The organism is Pseudomonas sp. MF6751, from assembly GCF_016613265.1.
GTDB classification, from domain to species: domain Bacteria; phylum Pseudomonadota; class Gammaproteobacteria; order Pseudomonadales; family Pseudomonadaceae; genus Aquipseudomonas; species Aquipseudomonas fluorescens_BV.
The window spans coordinates 1-23,135 of the sequence record NZ_JAENSV010000064.1; the positions used below are offsets into that span (position 1 = coordinate 1).

Here is a 23,135-nt window from a genome sequence, read left to right on the forward strand (position 1 = left end):
TCAACCACTTGCGCTTGCGATCTCTCGTAAGCGGGAGGCGAATTCTACAGCGTTACACGCTGCTGTCAACACCTCTTTTTCAACTTCCTTCTGGCTTCGATGAACTGAAGCAACTTGCTGCCGAAAACCGCATAACTCATTGTTTACCAAGGAGTTTTCCGTTTCGACTGCGCCGGAAGTGGGGCGAATTATAGACAGTTATAATTCGCCGTCAACACCTATTTTCCGACTTATTCGGATTTGAGCGTAATACGCGCAAATGCCTTCTTCCCCGCCTGGCAAACGTGAGTGGCGCCCAGCTCGTATATAAAGGTGCGGTCAACCACCTCACCATCTATACGTACACCACCCGACCCCAAGAGATCACGCGCGACCGCCGAATTCTTCACCAGGCCAGCCTTATTAAGCACAGCCGCAATCGGCATCGCCTCGGCAGCAGTCAACTCAATCTCCGGCAGATCGTCAGGCAGCTCGCCGTCTTTCATGCGATTACCTGCCGCGCGGTGAGCGCTGGCTGCAGCCTCCTCACCATGGAAACGCGCAACGATTTCTTCAGCCAGCTTAATCTTCACATCGCGAGGATTAGCGCCCGCCTCGACATCCGCCCGCAGCGCATTGATCTCGTCCATCGAGCGGAAGCTCAGCAGCTCGAAGTAGCGCCACATCAGCGCATCTGGAATAGACACCAACTTGCCGTACATCACACCTGGCGCTTCCTGGATACCGACATAGTTCCCCAGAGACTTGGACATCTTCTTGACGCCATCCAAGCCTTCCAACAGCGGCATGGTCAGAATGCACTGAGCCTCCTGACCGTAGGCGCGTTGCAATTCACGCCCCATCAGCAGGTTGAACTTCTGATCGGTGCCACCCAACTCAACGTCCGCGCGCAGCGCCACCGAGTCGTACCCTTGAACCAGCGGATAAAGGAACTCATGGATGGCAATGGGCTGATTGGTCGAGTAGCGCTTGTCGAAGTCATCGCGCTCGAGCATGCGTGCCACGGTGTACTGGGACGTCAGGCGAATGAAATCTGCCGGCCCCATTTTGTCCATCCAAGTGGAGTTGAACGCCACCTCAGTCTTGGCTGGATCAAGGATCTTGAATACCTGGGTCTTGTAGGTCTCGGCATTATCGAGCACCTGCTCACGAGTCAGCGGCGGGCGCGTAGCGCTCTTGCCGCTTGGATCACCGATCATCCCGGTGAAGTCACCTATAAGGAAGATGACCTGATGGCCCAACTCCTGGAACTGACGCAGCTTATTAATAAGCACCGTATGACCCAGGTGCAGATCCGGCGCAGTCGGATCAAAGCCAGCCTTGATACGCAGGGGTTGGCCACGCTTGAGCTTTTCGATCAGCTCGGCCTCGACCAACAGTTCTTCCGCACCACGTTTTATCAGCGCTAGCTGCTCTTCAACCGACTTCATAACAGACCCGCAAGGCTCAGATTCAAAAGGGAACCAACCATACAAGATCAGGGACTAATTACAAGTTTTGCCCTGCGCACGGACACCGTTCAGCAAGCCCAGCGTTCGCGAGCTTGCGCCACAGATGATTTGGTTATATTTTATACAGTTATTTCATCTTCATCATGTCATTCATCTTTTCCATTTCATCTTCAAAGTCAAAATTACTTATGACCACTGAACCGTCTAAAGCGCCGCCGCTTTACCCGAAGACCCACCTGCTCGCCGCAAGTGGTATCGCCGCCCTTCTCAGCCTGGCACTGCTGGTATTCCCTTCCAGCGACGTTGAAGCCAAACGAACATCCCTGAGCCTCGATCTGGAAAGCCCAGTTGAACAACTGACACAAGATCAAGACGCTTCCGACGCTCAACAAGCCACAAATGCTCCGGCCGAATCACCTTTCGCACAGATCGAAAGCGCTCCAGAAGACACTCAACAAGCCACCCAGGAAGCACCTGCGGCAACCGCAGCCAAGAATCCCCAGCACCGCGAAGTCATCGTGGGCAAAGGCGACACACTATCTACCCTGTTCGAAAAGGTTGGTTTGCCTGCCGCCGCTGTAAATGAAGTGCTCGCCAGCGATAAGCAAGCCAAGCAATTCACTCAGCTCAAACGTGGCCAAAAGCTCGAGTTTGAGCTGACGCCAGACGGCCAGCTGAACAACCTGCACACCAATATCAGCGACCTGGAAAGCATCAGCCTGAGTAAAGGCGCCAAAGGCTTCGCATTCAACCGAATCACTACCAAACCCGTCATGCGTTCCGCCTACGTACACGGAGTGATCAACAGTTCCCTGTCGCAATCGGCCGCGCGTGCGGGCCTGTCGCACAGCATGACCATGGACATGGCCAGCGTTTTTGGCTACGACATCGACTTCGCCCAGGACATCCGTCAAGGCGATGAGTTCGACGTGATCTACGAGCAGAAGGTAGCCAACGGAAAAGTCGTGGGCACTGGTAACATCCTGTCTGCACGCTTCACCAACCGTGGCAAAACCTACACCGCCGTGCGCTACACCAACAAGCAAGGCAACAGCAGCTACTACACAGCTGATGGCAACAGCATGCGCAAGGCTTTCATCCGTACCCCCGTTGACTTTGCTCGTATTAGCTCGCGTTTCTCCATGGGCCGCAAGCATCCAATTCTGAACAAAATTCGCGCACACAAGGGCGTCGACTATGCCGCGCCGCGTGGCACGCCAATCAAAGCGGCGGGCGACGGCAAGGTCTTGTTGGCAGGGCGTCGTGGTGGTTACGGCAATACGGTGATCATCCAGCACGGCAACACTTACCGCACGCTGTACGGCCACATGCAGGGCTTTGCCAAGGGCGTCAAGACTGGCGGCAACGTAAAACAGGGGCAAGTGATCGGCTACATCGGCACTACCGGCCTCTCCACCGGCCCGCACTTGCACTACGAGTTCCAGGTCAACGGTGTACACGTCGATCCATTGGGCCAGAAGCTGCCGATGGCTGACCCGATTGCCAAGGCCGAACGCGCGCGCTTCATGGCGCAGAGCCAGCCGCTAATGGCACGCATGGATCAAGAGCGCTCCACCATGCTGGCTTCGGCGAAGCGTTAAGGTATGCCGCTCTATATCGGTGTGATGTCCGGGACCAGCCTCGACGGCCTGGATATCGCCCTTATCGAACAAGGCGCGGCGGTCAATCTGATCGCCACCCATTACATCCCGATGCCTGACGCCTTGCGCACAGAACTGCTGAGCCTATGCGCCAGTGGCCCGGATGAAATCGCCCGCTCGGCAATCGCACAGCAACAATGGGTAACGCTCGCTGCGCAAGGCATCAACGCCTTGCTGGATCAACAGAACCTCAAGCCTCAGGACATTCGGGCGATTGGTAGCCATGGTCAGACGATTCGCCATGAACCCGCCCGAGGCTTTACCGTTCAGATCGGCAACCCTGCCCTTCTCACCGAGCTGACAGACATCACCGTCGTCAGCGACTTCCGCAGCCGCGATGTCGCTGCCGGCGGCCAAGGCGCTCCTTTGGTTCCAGCCTTTCATGAAGCCTTGTTCGGCGAACAGACGGGCAATCGCGCGGTATTGAATGTCGGCGGGTTCAGCAACCTCAGCCTGATTGAGACGGGCACGCCTGTCGCCGGTTTCGACTGCGGCCCGGGGAACGTCCTCCTCGATGCCTGGATTAACCTGCAGCGCGGCGAACACTTTGATCGGAACGGGCAATGGGCGGCCAGCGGCGAGGTCCAGCCCCAACTGCTCAATACGTTGCTCAGCGATCCGTTCTTCATGACCAAAGGCCCGAAAAGCACGGGCCGCGAAGTGTTCAACCTGGCCTGGCTGCAGCAGCACCTTGGCCGTTTGCCCGCCTTTGAACCCCAAGACGTACAGGCTACCCTGCTGGAGCTGACGGCCCTGACCATCGTCGAGTCCCTGCAAAGCGCCCAGACTGACACAACAACCTTGCTGATTTGCGGCGGCGGCGCCCACAACGGGGCACTGATGAGCCGGCTGACAACGTTGCTGCCTTCCACTCATGTCAGCACTACAGCGGCCTACGGCGTGGATCCTGACTGGGTGGAAGCAATGGCCTTCGCCTGGCTGGCACATTGCTGCCTGGAAGGCATCGCCGCCAATCGCCCCAGCGTCACTGGCGCACGCGGGCTTCGAGTGCTTGGCGCGATCTACCCCGCCTGACCCCAGACAGCAAAACGCCGCTTGGCCCGTAAAAGCCAAGCGGCGTTTTTGTACCTGCTACCGATCAGATCGAGAACGAAGACCCGCAACCACATGTCGTGGTGGCATTAGGGTTCTTGATCACGAAACGCGAGCCTTCCAGACCTTCCTGATAATCCACCTCGGCACCTGCCAGGTATTGGAAGCTCATCGGATCCACGACCAGGCTCACACCCTCGCGCTCAACGATAGTGTCGTCATCGGCCACATCTTCATCGAAGGTAAAACCGTACTGAAACCCTGAACAACCGCCGCCCGTAACGAATACGCGCAGCTTCAAGCGATCATTACCCTCTTCATCGACCAGGCTCTTCACCTTGTGCGCAGCACCGTGGGTGAATTGCAAAGCCGTGGGGGTGAAGGATTCAACGCTCATGCTGATAATCTCCCGGCGTAGCGCCGCCATATGCGTAATGGCCGGTATTATCCGCTTCTCCTAGAAAAGCGGTCAACTATTGTTACGGTATATCAATCCGCCCAGCGACCATTAAAAATGCAAAAGGCCCGATCAACGGGCCTTTTGCGCAATGGTGAGCCCGCGTTAAGGCAACATCCCCGCGTGGGACAGGCCCAACTTCTCGTCCAGGCCGAACAGGATGTTCATGTTCTGCACCGCCTGGCCCGAAGCGCCCTTGACCAGATTGTCGATCACCGACAACACCACCACCAGGTCGCCATCCTGCGGACGATGCACCGCAATACGGCACACATTGGCACCACGCACGCTGCGCGTTTCCGGATGGCTACCGGCCGGCATCACATCGACGAACGGCTCATTGGCATAACGCTTTTCAAACAGCGCCTGCAGGTCTACCGAGCGATCGGTGACGGTCGCATACAGCGTGGAGTGAATCCCGCGGATCATCGGCGTCAGGTGCGGCACGAACGTCAGCCCCACATCCTGACCGGCAGCGCGACGCAAGCCCTGGCGGATTTCCGGCAAGTGCCTATGACCTTTTACCGCATAGGCTTTCATGCTTTCCGACGTTTCGGAGTAAAGGGAACCTACCGCTGCGCCACGGCCCGCACCACTGACGCCCGACTTGCAGTCGGCGATCAGGCGCGACGCATCCGCCAGGCCAGCTTCCAGCAATGGCAGGAAGCCCAATTGCGTCGCCGTCGGATAGCAACCCGGCACGGCAATCAGGCGCGCTTGCTTGATCTGCTCACGATTGACTTCCGGCAGGCCGTAAACCGCCTCTTCCAACAGCTGCGGCGCACCATGGGGCTGGCCGTACCATTTGGCCCACTCATCGGCGTCTTGCAGACGGAAGTCTGCCGACAAGTCGATAACCTTGGTGCCGGCCGCCAGCAGCTCGCCGGCCAACGCATGAGCCACACCGTGAGGCGTGGCGAAGAACACCACGTCGCAGGCAGCCAGGGTCTTGGTGTCCGGCACACTGAACGCCAGGCCGTCATAGTGGCCTCGCAGGTTCGGGTACATATCGGCCACGGCCAGCCCGGCTTCGGATCGGGAAGTGATGACCACCACCTCAGCCTGCGGATGCTGAGCCAACAGACGCAGCAATTCGACACCGGTGTAACCCGTGCCGCCGACGATACCGACCTTGACCATAAACCTGCCCTCAACGAACCCACTGGAAAGCCGTCGATAATAGGGGCCGTATCGTCCTGCGACAACCGTCAACGTGACGTACGGGCGCATGAGCCACTACTATCTTCGCTACCGTGAACCTGGGAATAACTAAAATGCTCTATCTATGGGTCAAAGCCTTCCATATCGTCAGCATCGTTTGCTGGTTTGCCGGGCTGTTCTACCTGCCGCGCCTGTTCGTCTACCACGCCCAAAGCGAAGACACCGTCAGCAAGGAGCGCTTCAGCATCATGGAGCGCAAGTTGTACCGTGGCATCATGGGCCCGGCGATGGTTGCCACACTGGTCTTCGGCATCTGGATGCTGGCCCTCAACCCAGGCATTTTCCAGTCGGGCGCCTGGATCCACGCCAAGCTGACCCTGGTCGTCCTGCTGATTGGCTATCACCACATGTGCGGCGCACAGGTAAAGCGCTTCGCCCGTGGCGAAAACACCCGCAGCCATGTCTTTTATCGCTGGTTCAATGAGGTCCCGGTTCTGATATTGCTGGCTATCGTAATTTTGGTCGTGGTCAAACCGTTCTAACGTCAATTATTCGGGGAACCTCCAATGTCGCTGCCCGCTCTGCTGGAACAACGTCTGCGCCTGCCCGTGGTGGCCGCGCCGATGTTTCTGATCTCAAATCCGCAACTGGTCCTGGCCTGCTGTCGCAACGGGGTAGTGGGGAGTTTCCCCGCGCTCAACCAACGCGAAAGCAGCGGCTTCAAGGCCTGGCTGGAAGAAATCGAAGCGGGCTTGGCGCTGCTGGACAATCCTGCGCCCTATGCCGTGAACCTGATCGTGCACAACAGTAACCCGCGGCTGGAGGCTGACCTGGCGATCTGCGTCGAGCACAAGGTGCCCATCGTCATCACCAGCCTCGGTGCGGTAAAGGAACTGGTGGACGCGGTTCATAGCTACGGCGGCCTGGTATTTCATGACGTTACTACCCGACGCCATGCGGAAAAAGCCGCTGAAGCCGGCGTAGACGGCCTGATAGCCGTAGCCGCTGGCGCGGGTGGCCACGCTGGCACCTGGAGCCCCTTTTCGCTGATTGCCGAAATTCGCCAGTTCTTCGACAAAACCCTGCTGCTGGCGGGCTGCCTTAACCATGGGCACGAAATTCTTGCCGCCCAGATGCTGGGGGCAGACCTGGCATATTTCGGTACGCGCTTTATCGGCACCACTGAAAGTCAGGCACCGGATGCCTATAAGGAGATGCTGCTCACATCCCGCGCTGCCGACATCGTGCACACTCCTGCAGTCTCCGGCGTACCTGCAAGCTTCATGCGCCAGAGCCTGGAAAATGCCGGTTTTGACCTTGCTGCGCTTCAAGGCAAGGGTGAAGTCAATTTCGGTTCCAAGCTCAAGCCATTGAGCGATGAGGCCAAAGCGTGGAAAACTGTATGGTCTGCTGGCCAAGGCGTCGGTGAGATCAATGATGTACCCACTGTGGATGAGCTCATAGCGCGCCTGGATGCCGAATACCGCAAAGCACGCGAGCACGCCGCGCAACTGCGCTGGCCACGCTGACCCACTGCCGGGCCTGCCAACTGGACAGGCCTGCATACTCTCCATGATTAAGTGACAAGGATGCCCGCATGAGCGACAGCCGTTTCAAGATTGTGTTTGACGGAGCCTTGCGCCCAGGTGTCGAAAGCACCACCGCCAAGCTGAACCTCGCCGAGTTATTCAAAAGCGATGTCGAAGCAATCGAAAAACTCTTCACCGGCCGCCCCGTCGCGCTCAAGCGCGACCTGTCCCAGCCCGACGCGCAAACTTACCTGACGGCACTGCACAATGCCGGGATCGACGCTCGCATCGAGGCCGAACAACCCGTGGCGTTCAACCTTGCAGAAACCCACGAGACGGACTCGTCAACCTCTGACCGCGCTGCGTCACCTTATGCACCGCCACGCGCCGCAGTTGGCGACGACCTGCCGGAGTTCGCCACCCTAAAGGTATTCACCATCCACGGGCGCATCGGGCGCCTGCGCTACCTGGCTTGGACGCTGGCACTGACCGTCGCGATGCTGGTGGCAGCGGGCATCATCAGTACGGTGGGCTTCGCGGTGGCGACAGCCTCGCCAACCATCGCCATCATTATTGGCTCGCTGCTGGGTTTCGCGCTGTTTGTGGCATTGGTAGTGGTGAGCGTGCAAATCGGCGTGCAGCGCCTGCATGACCTGGGCTGGTCTGGCTGGCTGTACCTGCTCAACCTGGTTCCGCTGGTAAACAGCGTATTCCCACTGCTATTGCTGGTATTGCCAGGCAATACGGGCGCCAACCAGTACGGCGCGCCACCACCACGCAACTCCACTGCGGTGAAAGTCCTGGCCTCGCTGTGGCTGGCGTTCATTCCCTTGATGCTCATCATCGTCGTCACCCTGGGCATGAATGGCTACCTGGACCAGCTTGAAGCCAACATGGACAGCAGCTACGAAAGCAGCTCCATTACCCCCGATGCAGACGCCGATCAAAGCGCTATCGTTGACGAAGCCGAAGCGCAAAGTGCTGACGATGCAGCCGAACCTGTAGACTCTCCAGAACAGTGAAGAAACGCCCGCCGCCTGTGACGCACTGTCATAGGCCGGTGGCGTTGCGATGGAGAAAGGCATGACCCGTTACGCTCTGATCACCGGCGCCTCCAGTGGCATCGGCCTGGCATTGGCCGAGGCCTTGGCACGGCGCGGCCGTAGCTTGATTCTGGTGGCCCGCCAGCGTGATCAGTTGGAAAGCATTGCATTGGAGTTGACCCAACGCTTCGGCGTCGAGGTGCTGTTTCGTGCCTGTGATTTGGGCGAGCCGCTGCGTTTGTCCGGCTTTTTGCTGGAACTCGAAGAGGGTGAGCGACAGATCGACCTGCTGGTCAACTGCGCCGGCATCGGCACCAGCGGGCCGTTCCTGGCCCAGGACTGGATGACCGAGCAGGACCTCATCGAAGTCAACATCCTGGCCTTGACCCGCATGTGCCACGCACTGGGCAATGCCATGGCCCTGCATGGCGGCGGGCAAATCCTCAATGTGGCTTCGGTCGCCGCCTTCCAGCCTGGGCCGTGGATGAGCAGCTACTACGCCAGCAAAGCCTACGTATTGCACTTCTCCGAAGGGCTGCGTGAAGAATTGAAGACCTGCGGCATCAAGGTTTCAGTGCTGTGCCCCGGCCCCACGCGCACCGCATTCTTCGGCACCGCGCAGATGGATACGGCGAAACTCGACCGCAGCCAGCAGCTGATGAGCCCGGAAGAAGTCGCGCTCTACACCGTGCGGGCGCTGGAAAAGAACAAGGCCATCATCATTCCCGGGCGCCGCAATCGTTGGCTGACGTTCAGCCCACGCCTGAGCCCCCGCTGGCTCACCCGCAAAATTGCCGGCGCCATCAACAAGGCCTATTGCCCACGCTGATGGCCTACGTACACTCACCTCACTTTTCACGATGGAGATACAGCTGTGGATACTCTGTTCACCAAGATCATCAACAGGGAAATACCGGCGAAGATCATCTATGAAGATGACCAAGTCCTGGCTTTCCACGATATCGCCCCGCAGGCGCCAGTGCATTTCCTGGTTATCCCGAAAAAGCCCATTCGTACCCTCAACGACCTGACCGAGGACGATAAGGCGCTGGCCGGCCATATCCTGTTCACCGCCCAACGCCTGGCCGTGGAACAAGGCTGCGAAAAAGGCTTTCGTGTGGTGATGAATTGCAATGAAGACGGCGGGCAAACCGTTTACCACATCCATATGCACGTGCTGGGTCAGCGCCAGATGAACTGGCCACCGGGCTGAGTGCACAAGGGCAAATTGACTCAGCACAAACGCTAGACGCTCTCTTGCGGTAAACTGGCCGCCGAGATTCTTCCCGGAGGTCAGCATGACTACCCAACGTCACTACTCGCCGATTGACCGTCTGTTGCTGCAAGCCGACATGGCCATGCGCACCCTGCTGCCGTTCAGCGGCCAGCCCTACCGTCCCTCGCCCGCCATCGTGCAGCCGGATGTACAGCTGAGCGAGACCGATACCCGTCACGTCGCTGGCCTGATGCGCATCAACCATACCGGCGAAGTCTGTGCCCAGGCGTTGTACCAAGGCCAGGCGCTGACCGCCAAGTTGCCACAGGTACGCACGGCGATGGAGCATGCGGCAGAGGAAGAGATCGACCATCTGGCCTGGTGCGAACAACGCATCCGTCAGTTGGGCAGCCATCCCAGCGTGCTCAACCCACTTTTTTATGGCTTGTCGTTTGGTATCGGCGCGGCTGCCGGGCTGATCAGCGACAAAGTCAGCCTGGGGTTTGTGGCCGCGACAGAACATCAGGTGTGCAAGCACCTGGATGAACACCTGGAGCAACTGCCGGCCGAAGACGAAAAGTCACGGGCCATTCTTGAGCAGATGCGCATCGATGAAGAACACCACGCAGAGAGCGCGCTGGACGCGGGCGGCTTCCGCTTTCCAGCCCCGGTACGGTTCGGCATGAGCCTGCTGGCCAAGGTCATGACCAAAAGCACCTATCGAATCTGAACCGAAAAAAAGGGCGCCCGAAGCGCCCTTTCTTTTGCCTGCTGCAATCAACCCAACTCGATGATTTCGTAGTCGTGGGTAATGACCACGCCCGCGGCCCCGAGCATGATCGATGCTGAGCAGTACTTCTCGGCCGACAGCTCGATGGCACGCTTGACCTGGGCTTCTTTCAGCGCCCGGCCCTTGACCACGAAATGCATATGGATCTTGGTAAAAACCTTGGGGTCTTCAGTGGCGCGCTCGGCTTCCAGGAAGGCTTCGCAGCTTTCCACGGCTTGCCGGGACTTCTTCAAGATGCTGACCACGTCGAAATTGCTGCAACCGCCCACACCCAGCAGCAACATTTCCATGGGGCGTACACCCAGGTTCCGACCGCCGGCTTCCGGCGGGCCATCCATAACCACCACGTGGCCGCTGCCCGACTCACCGAGGAACATGGCTTCGCCCGCCCATTGGATGCGTGCCTTCATCGCCCAGACTCCACTGCTAAAAAAGGGTCGCCAGCTTAGCACAGGGCCTTGAAACAGCAGCGCCCTGCATAAAATCGATAAATGACAGCGTTTGCCCGCTAAATTGGCTAATCGCGACAGAAGGTGTCTGGTAAGCTGGCGCCAAATGAATGGCGCATTGCCATGTCTTGTACGGCGTGTATCAATGAGATGCCGCTGGATAAAAACAACGCCAACGACACCGCGCAGTCTTTTTCGGGATACAACCATGGTTGCTCTTACTCCCACATCCAAGATCAAGAACCTCGACAAGCTACTGCTGCACTGCCAGCGCCGACGTCATCCGGCCAAGCACAACATCATCTGCGCCGGCGAGCGTTCAGAAACCCTGTTCTTCATCATCAAAGGCTCGGTCACCATCCTGATCGAGGATGAGGATGGCCGTGAGATGATCATTGCCTATCTCAACGCCGGAGACTTCTTCGGTGAGTTGGGTTTGTTTGAACAAGCAGGCAAAGAGCAGGAACGCAGTGCTTGGGTACGGGCGAAAGTTGAGTGCGAAGTGGCCGAAATCAGCTATGCGAAATTTCGCGAATTGGCCCAGCATGATCCGGACATCTTGTACGCCCTGAGCGGTCAGATCGCCCAGCGCCTGCGCGACACCACGCGTAAGGTCGGCGACCTGGCGTTCTTTGATGTCACCGGCCGCGTCGCTCGCTGCCTGCTGGAATTATGCAAACAACCCGACGCCATGACCCATCCCGACGGCATGCAGATCAAAGTCACGCGCCAGGAGATCGGACGTATTGTCGGGTGTTCGCGGGAAATGGTCGGCCGCGTGCTCAAGGATTTGGAAGAACGCAACCTGGTACATGTCAAAGGCAAGACAATGGTGGTATTTGGTACCCGTTAAACCGGCAGAAAGCCAGCCAGCATTTGCCGGTACAACGTGTCGAGCCGACTGATCGCGTCCGGCGCGGGAAACGCTTCGTGCAGTGCGATATGGCTATCGGCGCGAACCCGCTGCTCCAAACCGCAGGCTTGATTGAAGCGGTTGACCGCCGCAATCAATTCCTCACGATCATTCTCCAGCAACATCGCCCCGTGCACCAACCCGACCGGGCGGCCACCGCTTTGCCGCCAACGCTGGGCAGTGCCCACCATTTTGCGGCCATTGAGGTTGACGTTGTAACGACCGTCGCAAAACGCACCGTCAATTTCGCCGACGGACGCATCGCCACCCAACTCGATCAACAGATCACAGATCGGTTGGCACAAGCGCTGATAACCGGTTTCGATGCGCCCTTGGTCGCCTTCGCTACGCGGCGGGGCATAGACCAGGGCGATGTTGACCGTGGCGCCGGACTGCGGCACCGGCTCACCGCCGGTTTCACGCAGCAATACCGGCCAACCCGCATCGGCCGAAACCTGGCTCGCCACCGCGAATGCCGGCAGCCGGCTCAAACGGCGCGGCATGACCAGCGCTTGGTCACTGGGCTGCCAGAACAGCAATCCGAATGCCTGCTCACCCGCGCAAACGGCTGCCAATAGGTCTTGCTCGGCGGCAAGGCCAGCTTCGACAGTCATGATCACGGGCTGGAGCATCGAACACCTACCTACCTGAATAAACACAAAACCAATGTGGGTGCTGGCTTGCCTGCGATAGCGGTGTGTCAGCTACACAGAGGTTGGCTGACCCGCCGCTATAGCAGGCAAGCCAGCTCCTACAGTTCCGAGCGTATTCCAAATCAGTCTAGTGTCGAACCGCTGATCGTCGTACCGCGCTCCGGGAAGAACAAACGCTGCAGTTCCGCCCCCGGGTTCTCGGCGCGCATAAAGGTCTCGCCCACCAGGAACGAGTACACACCACTGATTTCCATCAATTCCACATCGGCGCGATTGACGATGCCACTCTCGGTAATCACCAAGCGATCGCGCGGAATACGCGGCAGCAGGTCGAGGGTAGTTTCCAGGCTGACGTCGAAGGTATGCAGGTTACGGTTGTTGACGCCCACCAGGGGAGTATCGAGGGTCTTCAATGCGCGCTCCAGCTCGTCGCCGTCGTGTACTTCGACCAGCACGTCCAGGCCGACGCTTTTGGCCACGGCCGCCAGCTCGGCCATCTTCACGTCATCCAATGCGGAGACAATCAGCAACACGCAGTCGGCACCCAAGGCTCGGGCTTCAACGATCTGGTACGGGTCCACCATGAAATCCTTGCGGATCACCGGTAACTTGCACGCGGCGCGCGCCTGTTGCAGAAACAGGTCTGAACCTTGGAAGTAGTCGATATCCGTCAGTACGGACAGGCAAGTCGCCCCACCCTTCTCGTAACTGACGGCGATCTCAGCGGGTACGAAGTTCTCGCGAATCACGCCTTTGCTCGGCGAGGCTTTCTTGACCTCGGCGATCACGGCCGGCTGCTTGAGCTTGGCCTGGGCGATCAAGGCATTGGCAAAGCCGCGTGGTGCCTCGGCGCTTTTCGCCTGCGCTTCCAACTCGGCCAGGCTCACCCGGGCACGGCGCTCGGCCACTTCTTCAGCCTTGCGGGCCAGGATCTTTTCCAGAACAGTTGGCACACTCATCCTTCATTCTCCATCTTGAATACGGCGGTGAATGCTCCCAGCTCTTCGAGCTTCTCACGAGCCAGGCCGGTGTGCAGCGCATCGTGGGCCAAGGCGACACCTTCCTTGAGACTATAGGCATGGTCGGCGGCGTAAAGGGCTGCGCCAGCATTTAGCACAATCATCTCCGCAGCTTTCTGACCGTTTTCGGTCTTGCGACGCCCCAGGGCATCACGAATCAATTCCAACGAAGCTGCCGGGCTTTCCACCGCCAGGCCGTGCAAGCTCTGGCTTTTCATACCCAGGTCTTCGGGCTCGACCCAATATTCGGTGACCTCGTCGTTCTTCAGCTCCGCCACGAAGGTCGGCGCCGCCAGGCTGAATTCGTCGAGGCCATCCTTGGAATGCACCACCAGCACATGCTTGCTGCCCAGGCGTTGCAAGACTTCGGCCAGCGGCCGGCACAGCGCCTGGCTGAACACGCCTACCACCTGGTGCTTCACACCGGCCGGATTCGTAAGCGGGCCGAGCATGTTGAACAGGGTACGCAAGCCAAGGTCCTTACGCGGGCCGGCAGCGTGTTTCATTGCGCCATGATGGGACTGGGCAAACATGAAGCCGATACCAACGCTGTCAATGCAGCGCGCTACTTGCACCGGCGTGAGGTTCAGGTAAATACCGGCCGCTTCCAGCAAGTCGGCACTGCCGCTCTTGCCAGACACTGCACGGTTACCGTGCTTGGCGACGGTGCAACCAGCGGCGGCCACCACAAAAGATGAGGCGGTCGACACGTTGAAAATATTCGCACCGTCACCGCCGGTGCCCACCACATCGACGACGCCGTCGAGAGTCTTGAGCTCGACCTTGTCCGCCAGCTCACGCATCACCGACACCGCACCGACTATTTCGTCGATGCTTTCGCTCTTCATGCGCATCGCCATCATAAAGGCGCCGATCTGGGCATCGGTGCATTGGCCGGTCATGATCTCGCGCATCACATCGCTCATTTCCGCGGTGCTAAGGTCCAGATGGCCGACGATACGGCTCAGGGCAGTCTTGATATCCATGAAAAGTCCTTAGCGCGTGCCGCCGCTCTGCTTGAGAAAGTTGGCGAACAGCTCGTAGCCCTGCTCGGTCAGGATTGATTCAGGGTGAAATTGCACCCCTTCGATGTTCAGCGTCTTGTGACGCAAGCCCATGATCTCGTCGACCGTGCCGTCTTCCAATTGGGTCCAGGCGGTCAATTCCAGGCATTCGGGCAAGGTTTCACGCTTGACCACCAGTGAGTGGTAACGGGTCACGGTCACCGGCAGGTTCAGGCCGTGGAACACACCCAGGTCACGATGGAACACCGGGCTGGTCTTGCCGTGCATGACCTCCCGCGCGCGCACCACGTCACCGCCAAACGCCTGGCCGATGGACTGGTGGCCCAGGCAGACGCCCAGGATCGGCAGCTTGCCGGCGAAATACTGGATAGCTTCCAGAGAGATGCCCGCCTCGGTCGGCGTGCACGGGCCAGGTGAGACGACGATGCGCTCGGGGTTCAACGCGGCGATTTCGGCAACAGTGAGTTCATCGTTGCGCACCACCTTGACCTCAGCACCCAGCTCGCCCAGGTACTGCACAACGTTGTAGGTAAAGGAGTCGTAGTTATCAATCATCAGCAACATGTGGGTTCAAACCTCTTGAATTCACTGATTTCAAATGACCGCCTTCCAAGAGTGTGACCCGCTGCCAGACGCACGTTCCGGTTGCCAGGGTGAGTTGGCAAGGGGCGTCAGGCAACGGGTGAAGAAGGCAAATCGGTACAGGTCCGGCCAGGCCGGCAGAGAAAAATGTCAGGCGCGCCAACGCCAGCGGGCGTGTGCCTTGACTACTCGCATCAAGAGTTTGCTGATGATCAACACGGGGAGGGTCTCATTCATACGTTCAGGCACAGTAACGTAGGCTCGCCAGCGGTGCAATATGGAGCCGCAAATACGGGGGCCAACGTAGGCAGATTCCACATATCCCTACAGAAAATGCTAGAAATTTTGCTAGTGTTTCACTTCCAACATAAAAACAACCGAATGGAATCTTGCATGCTCAGACCAGCGTTTTTCACGCCCCTTGCCGGCTGCCTCCTGTCCTTGGCCTGCGCCCAGGCGTTCGCAGCCCCGTCACCTTATTCAACCATGGTGGTTTTCGGCGACAGCCTGGCTGATGCAGGCCAGTTTCCCGACGGTTCGGCCGGCGCCACGTTGCGCTTTACCAACCGAACCGGGGCGAACTTTCAGGGTGAATACGGCCTGGTCTCTTCAACCCTATTGGGTGCCAAATTGGGGATAGCCCCCAACGACCTGAATGCCTCCACCTCACCGGTTCGCGCAGCCCAAGGTTTGCCAGACGGGAACAACTGGGCAGTGGGTGGTTACCGTACCGACAATATCCTCGACTCTATTACCTCAGTCTCCGATGCTGCGATTCCCCCCGGCAATGCCGGTGGTGGCACCGTGTTGCGCAGCCGGCAGGGCTATTTGCCGGCCAGTGGTGGGAGAGCTGACCCGAACGCGCTCTACTTCCTTTCCGGTGGGGGCAACGACTTCCTCCAAGGCCGGGTACTCAGCCCCGCTCAAGCGGTCGCCGCAGGTGGGCGTCTGGCGGACAGCGCCCAGGCCCTGCAACAAGCCGGCGCACGCTACATCATGGTCTGGATGCTACCCGACCTGGGGCTGACGCCGGCCATCAACGACACCCCACAGCAAGCAGCGACCTCGGCCCTGAGCAATATTTTCAACCAGTCCCTGGTACAGCGCCTGTCACAAGTGGATGCGCAGGTCATTCCGCTGAACATCCCGCTGTTGTTGAACGAGGCTTTCGCCGATCCGGCCCGCTTCGGCCTCGCCACCGGCCAGAACCTGACCGGCACCTGCTTCAGCGGCAACAGTTGCACCGCCAACCCAACCTACGGCATCGGCGGTACCAATCCGGACCCGACCAAGCTGATCTACAACGACTCGGTCCACCCTACCGTGGCCGGGCAACGCTTGATTGCCGACTACGCCTATTCGCTACTCGCCGCGCCGTGGGAACTGACCTTGCTGCCGGAAATGGCCCAAGGCACATTGCGCGCCCACCAGGACGAGCTGCGTAACCAATGGCAAGCAGACAACGGCAGTTGGCAAGCCGTCGGCCAATGGCGCGCCATAGTGGCCGGCGGCGGCCAACGCCTGGATTTCGATGATCAGAGCAGCTCGGCCAGTGGCGACGGCAGCGGCTACAACCTGAATATCGGTGGCAGCTACCGGCTCGATGAAAACTGGCGCGTGGGCGTTGCCGCCGGCCTGTATCGGCAGACCCTCGAAGCCGGAGCCAATGATTCGGACTACAAGCTCAACAGCTATATGGGCACGGCTTTCGCTCAGTATCAGCAAAATCACTGGTGGGCCGATGCCGCATTGACCGGCGGCAAGCTGGACTTCGACAGCCTCAAGCGCAAGTTCGCCCTAGGTGTCAGTGAAGGCTCGGAGAAAGGTGATACCGATGGCTGGCTCTGGGCACTGAGCGGCCGCGTGGGGTATGACATCGCCACACCGGGCAGCGACTGGCACCTGTCGCCGTTCATCAGCGCCGATTACGCGCGGGTTGAAGTCAATGGTTACTCGGAGAAAAACAGCCGCTCCACCGCCCTGACCTTTGATGATCAACAACGCGACTCCAAGCGCCTGGGCGCCGGCCTGCAAGGCAGCTACCGCATCACGCCGCAAACCCAGGTTTTTGGCGAAGTGGCACACGAGCATGAGTTTGAAAATGACACCCAGAAGGTGAACATTTCGCTCAACAGCGTCCAGGGAATCGACTTCAAGCTGGACGGCTATACGCCTCGCAGTAATTCTGACCGCTTGAGCCTGGGTGTCAGCCACAAGCTGACTCAGGACCTTGCACTGCGCGCGGCGTATAACCTGAGGAAGGATGACAATTTGACCCAGCAAGGCATCAATGTCGGGGTCAGTCTGGATTTCTAAATACTGCGCAAAACAAATGTGGGAGCTGGCTTGCCTGCGATGGCGGTGGATCAGTCACTGAATATCTCAAGTGACACACCGCCATCGCGGGCAAGCCCGCTCCCACATTTTTTATTCCAGCTTCAGTCTCGTGGAGCTTGCTCTGCCAATGCCACGGCACGGAACATCGCTCGGCGCTTGTTCAGGGTTTCTTCCCACTCAAGGGCCGGCACCGAGTCCGCCACAATCCCACCACCAGCCTGCACATGCAGTTCGCCATCCTTGATCACCGCCGTGCGGATCGCAATGGCGGTGTCCATATTGCCGTTCCAGGCAAAATACCCGACGGCGCCGCCGTAGACACCACGCTTGACCGGCTCCAGTTCGTCGATGATTTCCATCGCACGGATCTTCGGCGCCCCCGACAATGTGCCCGCCGGCAAAATCGCCCGCAGTGCGTCCATCGCCGTCAGCCCGGCCTTCAGCTCGCCGGTGACGTTGGACACGATATGCATCACATTGGAATACCGCTCGATGACCATCTTCTCGGTCAGTTTCACCGAGCCGATTTCCGAGACACGCCCGGTGTCGTTGCGCCCCAGGTCGATCAGCATCAGGTGTTCGGCGATTTCCTTGTCGTCGCTGAGCAGGTCTTCTTCCAGCGCCACGTCGGCTTCTTCGGTCGCGCCACGGGGGCGCGTGCCGGCAATCGGGCGCACGGTGATCAGGTTGTCTTCAACCCGCACCAGCACTTCCGGCGAACTGCCCACGACGTGGAAGTCGCCAAAATTGAAAAAGTACATATACGGCGTCGGGTTGAAGCAACGCAGTGCGCGGTACAGGTCAATCGGCGCCGCCTTGAAGTCGATGGACATGCGTTGCGACGGCACCACTTGCATACAATCACCGGCGAGGATGTATTCCTTGATGGTATCGACGGCACGCTCGTAGTCATCCTGGGTAAAGCTTGAGCGGAACACCGGGTCGGCCGCCGGTGGGCGGCTGAGGTCCAGGCCGCGACGCGGGGTGATCGGCTGGCGGAGTTTCTCAAGCAGCGCTTCCAGGTTGGCCTGGCCTTGTTCGAAGGCATCAGCCTGGGCCGGGTCGGCAAGGACAATCGCATGCATCTTGCCGGCGAGGTTGTCGAACACCACCACCGCGTCGGACACCATCAGCAAAATGTCCGGCACGCCCAGCGGGTCCGGGTTCGGGCATTTGCCCAAGCGCTTCTCCACATAACGAACGCAGTCATAGCCGAAGTACCCCACCAGGCCGCCATTGAAGCGCGGCAGGCCAGCGATGGTCGGCACGTTGTAGCGCGCCTTGAAGGTTTCGACAAAAGCCAGCGGATCTTCTACGTCATGACTTTCGATCTCCACGCCATCATGGGTGATGCTCACATGATGGTCGTGTACCCGCAGCACCGTGCGGCATGGCAGGCCAATGATCGAGTAACGCCCCCACTTCTCACCGCCCTGTACCGACTCGAGCAGGTAGGAGTTGGGCTCGTCGGCCAGCTTCAAGTAGATCGACAGTGGCGTATCGAAGTCGGCCAGGGTTTCGCAAGCCATGGGGATACGGTTATAGCCGGCAGCGGCCAAACGCAGGAATTCTTCGCGGGTCATGAGGTGCCTCGTGGTGTGAGGGTCAAACAGTCAGGTAGGCAAACGTGCCGCAAACGCGGCCAGGATCAGTCAGGCGCGCCAACGCCAGCGGGCCAGGGCCTTGATGACTTTCATCCAGAGTTTGCGAGTGACCACCACGATGGAATTTCCAGAAGGGGACGAATCAATGTCGGGCAACGTTATCTCAGCGCCAGCGCCCAAGCAACCGGGGATTAGCAGTCGCAGGTCATCAATGACCAACGCTGGAGACTCCTCCGCAATCGGCCGCCCATGGTTGTAACCATAACTCAAGGCCACACACTGCACGCCCGCCGCCTTGGCCGCCAGCACATCACTGCGCGAATCGCCGACAAACAGCGACTGAGATGCCGGAATATTGGCCATTTTCATTACGAAAAACAGCGCCGCAGGGTCGGGTTTTTTCTGCGGCAAGGTATCGCCGCCGATGATCCAGCGGAAGTAGCGACCGATTTTCATCTGGTCCAACAACGGCGCAACGAAGCGCTCCGGCTTGTTGGTGATCAGGGCCATTTCCACGCCCTGCTTGCTCAACCACTTGAGGGTGTCGCGCACACCGGGGTAAACCACGGTCAGTTCGTGGCTGCTTTCATAAGCGGCATTGAACAGTTCCAAGGCATGTTCTGCCTCTACCTCATCCACACCCGTGGCATCGATGTCGTTGGCCAGGGCCCGGCGCACCAACATCGGTGCGCCATTGCCAACCCATTCGCGCACCGACTCGACCCCTGCCGGCTTGCGCCCCAGCTTGAGCAGCATCTGGTCCACCGCGGCCGCCAGGTCAGGCACCGAGTCGATCAAGGTACCGTCCAGATCGAACATCACCAGCCGTGGCAATTTGCCGGGGAACAACTGCTCAAAACCGCTCATGGACGCGCCAGCGCCAGTTCGGCACGCATCTTGTCGATGACGGCCTGGTAGTCGGGGGCGTTGAAGATCGCCGAGCCAGCCACGAAGGTATCGGCACCTGCTGCGGCGATCTCACGAATATTGTTGACGTTGACCCCGCCGTCGATCTCCAGGCGAATGTCACGCCCCGACGCATCGATCAGCGCACGGGCCTCACGCAGCTTGTTCAAGGTGCCAGGGATGAACTTCTGCCCGCCGAAGCCTGGGTTGACGCTCATCAGCAAGACCATGTCGACCTTGTCCATCACGTACTCAAGCACGCTCAGCGGAGTAGCCGGGTTGAATACCAAACCCGCCTTGCAGCCGCCTTCGCGGATCAGTTGCAAGGTGCGGTCAACGTGCAACGTAGCTTCCGGGTGGAAGGTGATGTAAGTCGCACCCGCCTCGATGAAGTCACCGACAATACGGTCCACCGGGCTGACCATCAGGTGCGCATCAATCGGCGCAGTGATGCCGTACTTGCGCAACGCGGCGCACACCATCGGGCCGATGGTCAGGTTGGGTACGTAGTGGTTGTCCATGACATCGAAGTGCACGAAGTCGGCACCGGCGGCCAACACCTTGTCCACTTCCTCACCCAGGCGGGCGAAGTCGGCAGAGAGAATCGATGGAGCAATGACGAAGGGCTGCATGACGCACCTTTTTTGAGCTAAATCACGATGGCGCGCATTGTATACCTCATGCTTTGCTGCGCGCACCGTGACCTATCTCAACGGTTAGTAAGCTGCCCGGTAGATTTTTTCGATATCGGCGGCGCTGAGCTTGCGCGGGTTGTTGCGCATCAAGCGCTCAATGCCTGCGGCTTCACTGGCCATGGCCGGGATGGCGTCCTCGGGCACGCCGAAACTGCGCATGCCCGACGGGATCTCCACTGCCGCACACAGCCGCGTCATCGCCGCTACAGCCTGGTCGGCAGCGTCATTCACACTCAGCCCGGCGATATTGACGCCCATGGCCTGGGCAATGTCCTGCATGCGCTCGACGCAGGCCAATTTGTTCCAGTGCATCACATACGGCAACAACAGCGCGTTGCTTACGCCATGGGCAATGTTGAAGCGCCCACCCAACGGGTAAGCCAGCGCATGCACGGCACCGACGCCAGCGTTGCCAAAGGCCATGCCGGCCATCAGGCTGGCGGTGGCCATGTCGTCACGGGCCTGCAGGTTCGCCGGATTGGCGTAAGCCTTGGGCAACGCGCTGGCAATCAATTTGATCGCACCGATGGCCAGGGCGTCGGTAATCGGCGAGGCATTCAGCGACAGGTAGGACTCGATGGCGTGCACCAAGGCGTCCACACCACTGGCGGCCGTGACACCCCGTGGGCAGGTCAAGGTCATTTGCGGGCTGATCAGCGCAACGTCCGGCAGCAAGTAATCGCTGACGATGCCTTTTTTCAGCTGTGCGGCCTTGTCGGACAGTATCGCTACATTGGTCACCTCCGAGCCGGTGCCGGCCGTGGTGGGGATGGCGATCAACGGCGGGCCTTTGCGCGGCACCTGATCGACGCCAAACAAGTCCGCCAGCGCGCCGTGATAACCGGCATAGGCCGCCACGCTCTTGGCGATGTCGATGGCACTGCCACCGCCCACACCGATCAGGCCGTCATGGCCGCCTTCGCGGTACGCACGCATGCAGTCTTCAACGATGGCAATTTCCGGATCGGGCAGCACGCGGTCGAAGATTTCGTAGGCTCGATCACCCAGATGCTCCAGGGCCAGCGCCACGGTGCCGGACTGGACCAGCGCGGCGTCGGTGACGATCAACGGATTATCCACATCCAGACGCGTGAGTTCGGCAGCCAGTTGTTCGATGACACCTGCGCCGGTCAGCAGTTTGTGGGCGATCTTGAATGAGGAAGTACTCATATGCGCGGCCTCTTATGAATGATGGGCTGGCACAAGAATAGCCGCACCTGGCGTGTTGTCTGCCATTCATTGGCTGAATGGCAGCGCCGCGCTCATCAAGGCTGCTAACAAACCGCCGATAACCTGTTGGTAATGAGAACCGCGCCTCATACCCCTGACAAATACCGACCAACCCATTAGGCTGCTGGAATCACTTCTGGCCGGGAATCAACGATGCTTTTTCTTCACCGTTCGGCACTGCCAGCACTGTGCCTGTCACTCCTGTTTACCTGCGTCTTGCCTGTTCAGGCCGAGGATGCACCCTCGCCTGCCATCGAAAAACCGGCTGAACGCCAGCCACTGCCCGAGCGTAGCCAACAAGAAGCCAGTGCTCTCGAGCGGCAGGTTCCGCAGCAGGAGCAACAGCAATTGCAGGCTGGTAGCGATTCGTTCCTGGCGTTGTGGAAACCGGCCAACAGCGCCGAAGCCGAGGGTGTGGTGATCCTCATACCAGGTGTTGGGGAGAACGCGGACTGGCCGCAAGCAATCGCGCCTCTGCGGCGCAAGTTGCCGGACGCAGCCTGGGGCACCCTCAGCCTGTCATTGCCTGACGTCAGTGTGGACACCCTGCCGCCACGGGTCATCGAACCGCCTGAAGCCGTAGTCGATACCAGCAGCAAGGAAGGCAGTACCGCTGCCAAGCCGGTCGAACAGGCCGCCAGCGCTGAGGCCGAAGGCACTGACCCGGCGGTGGTGCCGGGGGCGGATGAACAGGACAAGACCGACGCCAAGCGCATCTTCGACCGCATCGACGCCGCCGTCGCCTTCGCCCAGACCCAAAGCGCCCGCAGCGTGGTGTTGCTCGGCCATGGCACCGGGGCCTGGTGGGCGGCACGCTACCTGAGCGAGAAACAACCCTCCCAGGTGCAGAGGTTGGTGATGGTGGCCGGCAAGACGCCCGCAGCTCGCCAACCGGACCTGCAGCAACTGGCGCCGGCCTTGAAGGTGCCCACGGCGGACGTGTTCTATCAAGAAGGCGCCCTGGAACGCAAAAACGCCCAGGAACGACTCCAGGCGGCCAAGCGCTCGAAGAATGACAGCTATAAACAGGTATCGCTCACCGCGCTGCCCGGCAATAGCGCGGCAGAGCAGGAGCAGCTGTATCGCAGGGTTCGCGGCTGGTTGAGCCCACAAGGCGGCGCAGACTGACACTCCGCTATCGGGGGCAACATCGCTTTCTGTAGGAGCTAGCTCGTTCGCGAAAAACGTCAACGATAATGCGTGCTTCCTGAATAAACGCGGCGCCTGGGAGTTTTTCGCGAGCAAGCTCGCTCCTATGTATGGACTCGCCCCCACTTTCAACCCGCTTTTCAAACATTGGTACCCGGTTGCATCTATGTATCAGGCCTATCCGAGGAAGCTCCAAACAGCTTCTGGCCAAC

23 protein-coding genes are annotated in these 23,135 nt (G+C 59.4%); 11 read left to right on the forward strand and 12 right to left on the reverse strand.

What is annotated here, in order from left to right:
• Positions 1–230: 230 nt before the first annotated feature.
• The gene (tyrS, locus tag JJD66_RS26315) at positions 231–1,430 is read right to left on the reverse strand and encodes a tyrosine--tRNA ligase (protein ID WP_005791998.1); all 1,200 of its coding nucleotides are present in this window, start codon (positions 1,428–1,430) and stop codon (positions 231–233) included.
• A 209-nt stretch (positions 1,431–1,639) separates the two neighbouring features.
• Between tyrS and JJD66_RS26320 the strand changes: the two genes are divergently transcribed.
• On the forward strand, positions 1,640–3,052 hold the full coding sequence (locus JJD66_RS26320; protein ID WP_200649385.1) for a peptidoglycan DD-metalloendopeptidase family protein: 1,413 nt from the start codon (positions 1,640–1,642) through the stop codon (positions 3,050–3,052).
• 3 nt (positions 3,053–3,055) lie between these two features.
• Positions 3,056–4,147 (forward strand): anhydro-N-acetylmuramic acid kinase, encoded by a 1,092-nt coding sequence (locus tag JJD66_RS26325; protein ID WP_200649386.1) that lies wholly within the window; start codon positions 3,056–3,058, stop codon positions 4,145–4,147.
• Between the two features lie 64 nt (positions 4,148–4,211).
• On the opposite strand, the gene erpA is transcribed toward JJD66_RS26325, so the two are convergent.
• Both erpA and argC read right to left on the reverse strand, forming a co-directional pair.
• Positions 4,212–4,562, reverse strand: a complete 351-nt coding sequence (gene erpA / locus JJD66_RS26330; protein ID WP_003176443.1) for an iron-sulfur cluster insertion protein ErpA — start codon at positions 4,560–4,562, stop codon at positions 4,212–4,214.
• A gap of 165 nt (positions 4,563–4,727) precedes the next feature.
• Positions 4,728–5,762, reverse strand: coding sequence for an N-acetyl-gamma-glutamyl-phosphate reductase (argC, locus tag JJD66_RS26335; RefSeq protein WP_060764004.1), 1,035 nt, complete (start codon positions 5,760–5,762; stop codon positions 4,728–4,730).
• A gap of 134 nt (positions 5,763–5,896) precedes the next feature.
• Between argC and hemJ the strand changes: the two genes are divergently transcribed.
• The 6 genes from hemJ to coq7 all read left to right on the forward strand — a co-directional run bounded on the left by hemJ (position 5,897) and on the right by coq7 (position 10,301).
• A complete protein-coding gene (gene hemJ / locus JJD66_RS26340) occupies positions 5,897–6,325 on the forward strand; it encodes a protoporphyrinogen oxidase HemJ (RefSeq protein WP_003194674.1) in 429 nt (142 codons plus the stop codon).
• 24 nt (positions 6,326–6,349) lie between these two features.
• Positions 6,350–7,312, forward strand: a complete 963-nt coding sequence (locus JJD66_RS26345; RefSeq protein ID WP_054920666.1) for an NAD(P)H-dependent flavin oxidoreductase — start codon at positions 6,350–6,352, stop codon at positions 7,310–7,312.
• Positions 7,313–7,380: 68 nt separating this feature from the next.
• Positions 7,381–8,334, forward strand: coding sequence for a DUF805 domain-containing protein (locus JJD66_RS26350; RefSeq protein ID WP_200649387.1), 954 nt, complete (start codon positions 7,381–7,383; stop codon positions 8,332–8,334).
• 61 nt (positions 8,335–8,395) lie between these two features.
• The gene (locus JJD66_RS26355; RefSeq protein WP_003194680.1) at positions 8,396–9,184 is read left to right on the forward strand and encodes an SDR family NAD(P)-dependent oxidoreductase; all 789 of its coding nucleotides are present in this window, start codon (positions 8,396–8,398) and stop codon (positions 9,182–9,184) included.
• Positions 9,185–9,229: 45 nt separating this feature from the next.
• On the forward strand, positions 9,230–9,568 hold the full coding sequence (locus tag JJD66_RS26360; RefSeq protein WP_003194682.1) for a histidine triad nucleotide-binding protein: 339 nt from the start codon (positions 9,230–9,232) through the stop codon (positions 9,566–9,568).
• Positions 9,569–9,653: 85 nt separating this feature from the next.
• A complete protein-coding gene (coq7, locus tag JJD66_RS26365) occupies positions 9,654–10,301 on the forward strand; it encodes a 2-polyprenyl-3-methyl-6-methoxy-1,4-benzoquinone monooxygenase (protein ID WP_003194684.1) in 648 nt (215 codons plus the stop codon).
• Positions 10,302–10,348: 47 nt separating this feature from the next.
• Here the strand turns inward: coq7 and JJD66_RS26370 are convergent, their stop codons facing one another.
• Positions 10,349–10,771 (reverse strand): OsmC family protein, encoded by a 423-nt coding sequence (locus tag JJD66_RS26370; RefSeq protein ID WP_003194686.1) that lies wholly within the window; start codon positions 10,769–10,771, stop codon positions 10,349–10,351.
• 247 nt (positions 10,772–11,018) lie between these two features.
• Here JJD66_RS26370 and crp point away from each other — a divergent pair, with 247 nt between their 5' ends.
• Positions 11,019–11,663: a cAMP-activated global transcriptional regulator CRP gene (gene crp, locus JJD66_RS26375; RefSeq protein ID WP_054920677.1), complete on the forward strand. Its 645-nt coding sequence runs from the start codon at positions 11,019–11,021 to the stop codon at positions 11,661–11,663.
• On the opposite strand, the gene JJD66_RS26380 is transcribed toward crp, so the two are convergent.
• From JJD66_RS26380 to JJD66_RS26395, 4 genes are all read right to left on the reverse strand, one after another.
• Positions 11,660–12,355, reverse strand: a complete 696-nt coding sequence (locus JJD66_RS26380; RefSeq protein ID WP_105228734.1) for a lipoate--protein ligase family protein — start codon at positions 12,353–12,355, stop codon at positions 11,660–11,662. The two genes, crp and JJD66_RS26380, sit on opposite strands and share 4 nt — an antisense overlap.
• A 143-nt stretch (positions 12,356–12,498) precedes the next feature.
• Complete coding sequence (gene trpC, locus JJD66_RS26385) at positions 12,499–13,335, reverse strand: indole-3-glycerol phosphate synthase TrpC (RefSeq protein ID WP_200649388.1); 837 nt, start codon at positions 13,333–13,335, stop codon at positions 12,499–12,501.
• Positions 13,332–14,381: an anthranilate phosphoribosyltransferase gene (gene trpD / locus JJD66_RS26390; protein ID WP_003194694.1), complete on the reverse strand. Its 1,050-nt coding sequence runs from the start codon at positions 14,379–14,381 to the stop codon at positions 13,332–13,334. Before trpD ends, trpC begins: the two co-directional genes overlap by 4 nt.
• A gap of 9 nt (positions 14,382–14,390) precedes the next feature.
• Positions 14,391–14,984 (reverse strand): aminodeoxychorismate/anthranilate synthase component II, encoded by a 594-nt coding sequence (locus JJD66_RS26395; RefSeq protein WP_198714383.1) that lies wholly within the window; start codon positions 14,982–14,984, stop codon positions 14,391–14,393.
• A gap of 411 nt (positions 14,985–15,395) precedes the next feature.
• Here JJD66_RS26395 and estP point away from each other — a divergent pair, with 411 nt between their 5' ends.
• Positions 15,396–17,318 (forward strand): esterase EstP, encoded by a 1,923-nt coding sequence (gene estP, locus JJD66_RS26400; RefSeq protein ID WP_200649389.1) that lies wholly within the window; start codon positions 15,396–15,398, stop codon positions 17,316–17,318.
• A gap of 122 nt (positions 17,319–17,440) precedes the next feature.
• On the opposite strand, the gene trpE is transcribed toward estP, so the two are convergent.
• The 4 genes from trpE to JJD66_RS26420 form a co-directional block, all read right to left on the reverse strand.
• A complete protein-coding gene (gene trpE, locus JJD66_RS26405) occupies positions 17,441–18,922 on the reverse strand; it encodes an anthranilate synthase component I (RefSeq protein ID WP_200649390.1) in 1,482 nt (493 codons plus the stop codon).
• Between the two features lie 69 nt (positions 18,923–18,991).
• Complete coding sequence (locus tag JJD66_RS26410) at positions 18,992–19,810, reverse strand: phosphoglycolate phosphatase (RefSeq protein WP_034128815.1); 819 nt, start codon at positions 19,808–19,810, stop codon at positions 18,992–18,994.
• A complete protein-coding gene (rpe, locus tag JJD66_RS26415; protein ID WP_003194703.1) occupies positions 19,807–20,481 on the reverse strand; it encodes a ribulose-phosphate 3-epimerase in 675 nt (224 codons plus the stop codon). Before rpe ends, JJD66_RS26410 begins: the two co-directional genes overlap by 4 nt.
• Before the next feature lie 84 nt (positions 20,482–20,565).
• Positions 20,566–21,714 carry an iron-containing alcohol dehydrogenase gene (locus JJD66_RS26420; protein WP_200649391.1) on the reverse strand — a complete coding sequence of 383 codons (1,149 nt, stop codon included), beginning with the start codon at positions 21,712–21,714 and terminating at the stop codon, positions 20,566–20,568.
• Positions 21,715–21,927: 213 nt separating this feature from the next.
• Between JJD66_RS26420 and JJD66_RS26425 the strand changes: the two genes are divergently transcribed.
• Positions 21,928–22,902: an alpha/beta hydrolase family protein gene (locus JJD66_RS26425; protein WP_200649392.1), complete on the forward strand. Its 975-nt coding sequence runs from the start codon at positions 21,928–21,930 to the stop codon at positions 22,900–22,902.
• Positions 22,903–23,135 lie beyond the last annotated feature (233 nt).

Excerpts from the sequence above, each read along its gene's own strand:
- JJD66_RS26355 (WP_003194680.1), top strand. The coding sequence starts at position 8,396 with ATGACCCGTTACGCTCTGATCACCGGCGCCTCCAGTGGCATCGGCCTG.
- JJD66_RS26410 (WP_034128815.1), bottom strand. The coding sequence starts at position 19,810 with ATGAGCGGTTTTGAGCAGTTGTTCCCCGGCAAATTGCCACGGCTGGTG.
- JJD66_RS26380 (WP_105228734.1), bottom strand. The coding sequence starts at position 12,355 with ATGCTCCAGCCCGTGATCATGACTGTCGAAGCTGGCCTTGCCGCCGAG.
- coq7 (WP_003194684.1), top strand. The coding sequence starts at position 9,654 with ATGACTACCCAACGTCACTACTCGCCGATTGACCGTCTGTTGCTGCAA.
- JJD66_RS26345 (WP_054920666.1), top strand. The coding sequence starts at position 6,350 with ATGTCGCTGCCCGCTCTGCTGGAACAACGTCTGCGCCTGCCCGTGGTG.
- JJD66_RS26320 (WP_200649385.1), top strand. The coding sequence starts at position 1,640 with ATGACCACTGAACCGTCTAAAGCGCCGCCGCTTTACCCGAAGACCCAC.
- estP (WP_200649389.1), top strand. The coding sequence starts at position 15,396 with ATGCTCAGACCAGCGTTTTTCACGCCCCTTGCCGGCTGCCTCCTGTCC.
- tyrS (WP_005791998.1), bottom strand. The coding sequence starts at position 1,430 with ATGAAGTCGGTTGAAGAGCAGCTAGCGCTGATAAAACGTGGTGCGGAA.
- trpD (WP_003194694.1), bottom strand. The coding sequence starts at position 14,381 with ATGGATATCAAGACTGCCCTGAGCCGTATCGTCGGCCATCTGGACCTT.
- rpe (WP_003194703.1), bottom strand. The coding sequence starts at position 20,481 with ATGCAGCCCTTCGTCATTGCTCCATCGATTCTCTCTGCCGACTTCGCC.
- JJD66_RS26425 (WP_200649392.1), top strand. The coding sequence starts at position 21,928 with ATGCTTTTTCTTCACCGTTCGGCACTGCCAGCACTGTGCCTGTCACTC.
- JJD66_RS26350 (WP_200649387.1), top strand. The coding sequence starts at position 7,381 with ATGAGCGACAGCCGTTTCAAGATTGTGTTTGACGGAGCCTTGCGCCCA.
- trpC (WP_200649388.1), bottom strand. The coding sequence starts at position 13,335 with ATGAGTGTGCCAACTGTTCTGGAAAAGATCCTGGCCCGCAAGGCTGAA.
- erpA (WP_003176443.1), bottom strand. The coding sequence starts at position 4,562 with ATGAGCGTTGAATCCTTCACCCCCACGGCTTTGCAATTCACCCACGGT.
- crp (WP_054920677.1), top strand. The coding sequence starts at position 11,019 with ATGGTTGCTCTTACTCCCACATCCAAGATCAAGAACCTCGACAAGCTA.
- JJD66_RS26370 (WP_003194686.1), bottom strand. The coding sequence starts at position 10,771 with ATGAAGGCACGCATCCAATGGGCGGGCGAAGCCATGTTCCTCGGTGAG.
- JJD66_RS26420 (WP_200649391.1), bottom strand. The coding sequence starts at position 21,714 with ATGAGTACTTCCTCATTCAAGATCGCCCACAAACTGCTGACCGGCGCA.
- JJD66_RS26395 (WP_198714383.1), bottom strand. The coding sequence starts at position 14,984 with ATGTTGCTGATGATTGATAACTACGACTCCTTTACCTACAACGTTGTG.
- trpE (WP_200649390.1), bottom strand. The coding sequence starts at position 18,922 with ATGACCCGCGAAGAATTCCTGCGTTTGGCCGCTGCCGGCTATAACCGT.
- argC (WP_060764004.1), bottom strand. The coding sequence starts at position 5,762 with ATGGTCAAGGTCGGTATCGTCGGCGGCACGGGTTACACCGGTGTCGAA.
- hemJ (WP_003194674.1), top strand. The coding sequence starts at position 5,897 with ATGCTCTATCTATGGGTCAAAGCCTTCCATATCGTCAGCATCGTTTGC.
- JJD66_RS26325 (WP_200649386.1), top strand. The coding sequence starts at position 3,056 with ATGCCGCTCTATATCGGTGTGATGTCCGGGACCAGCCTCGACGGCCTG.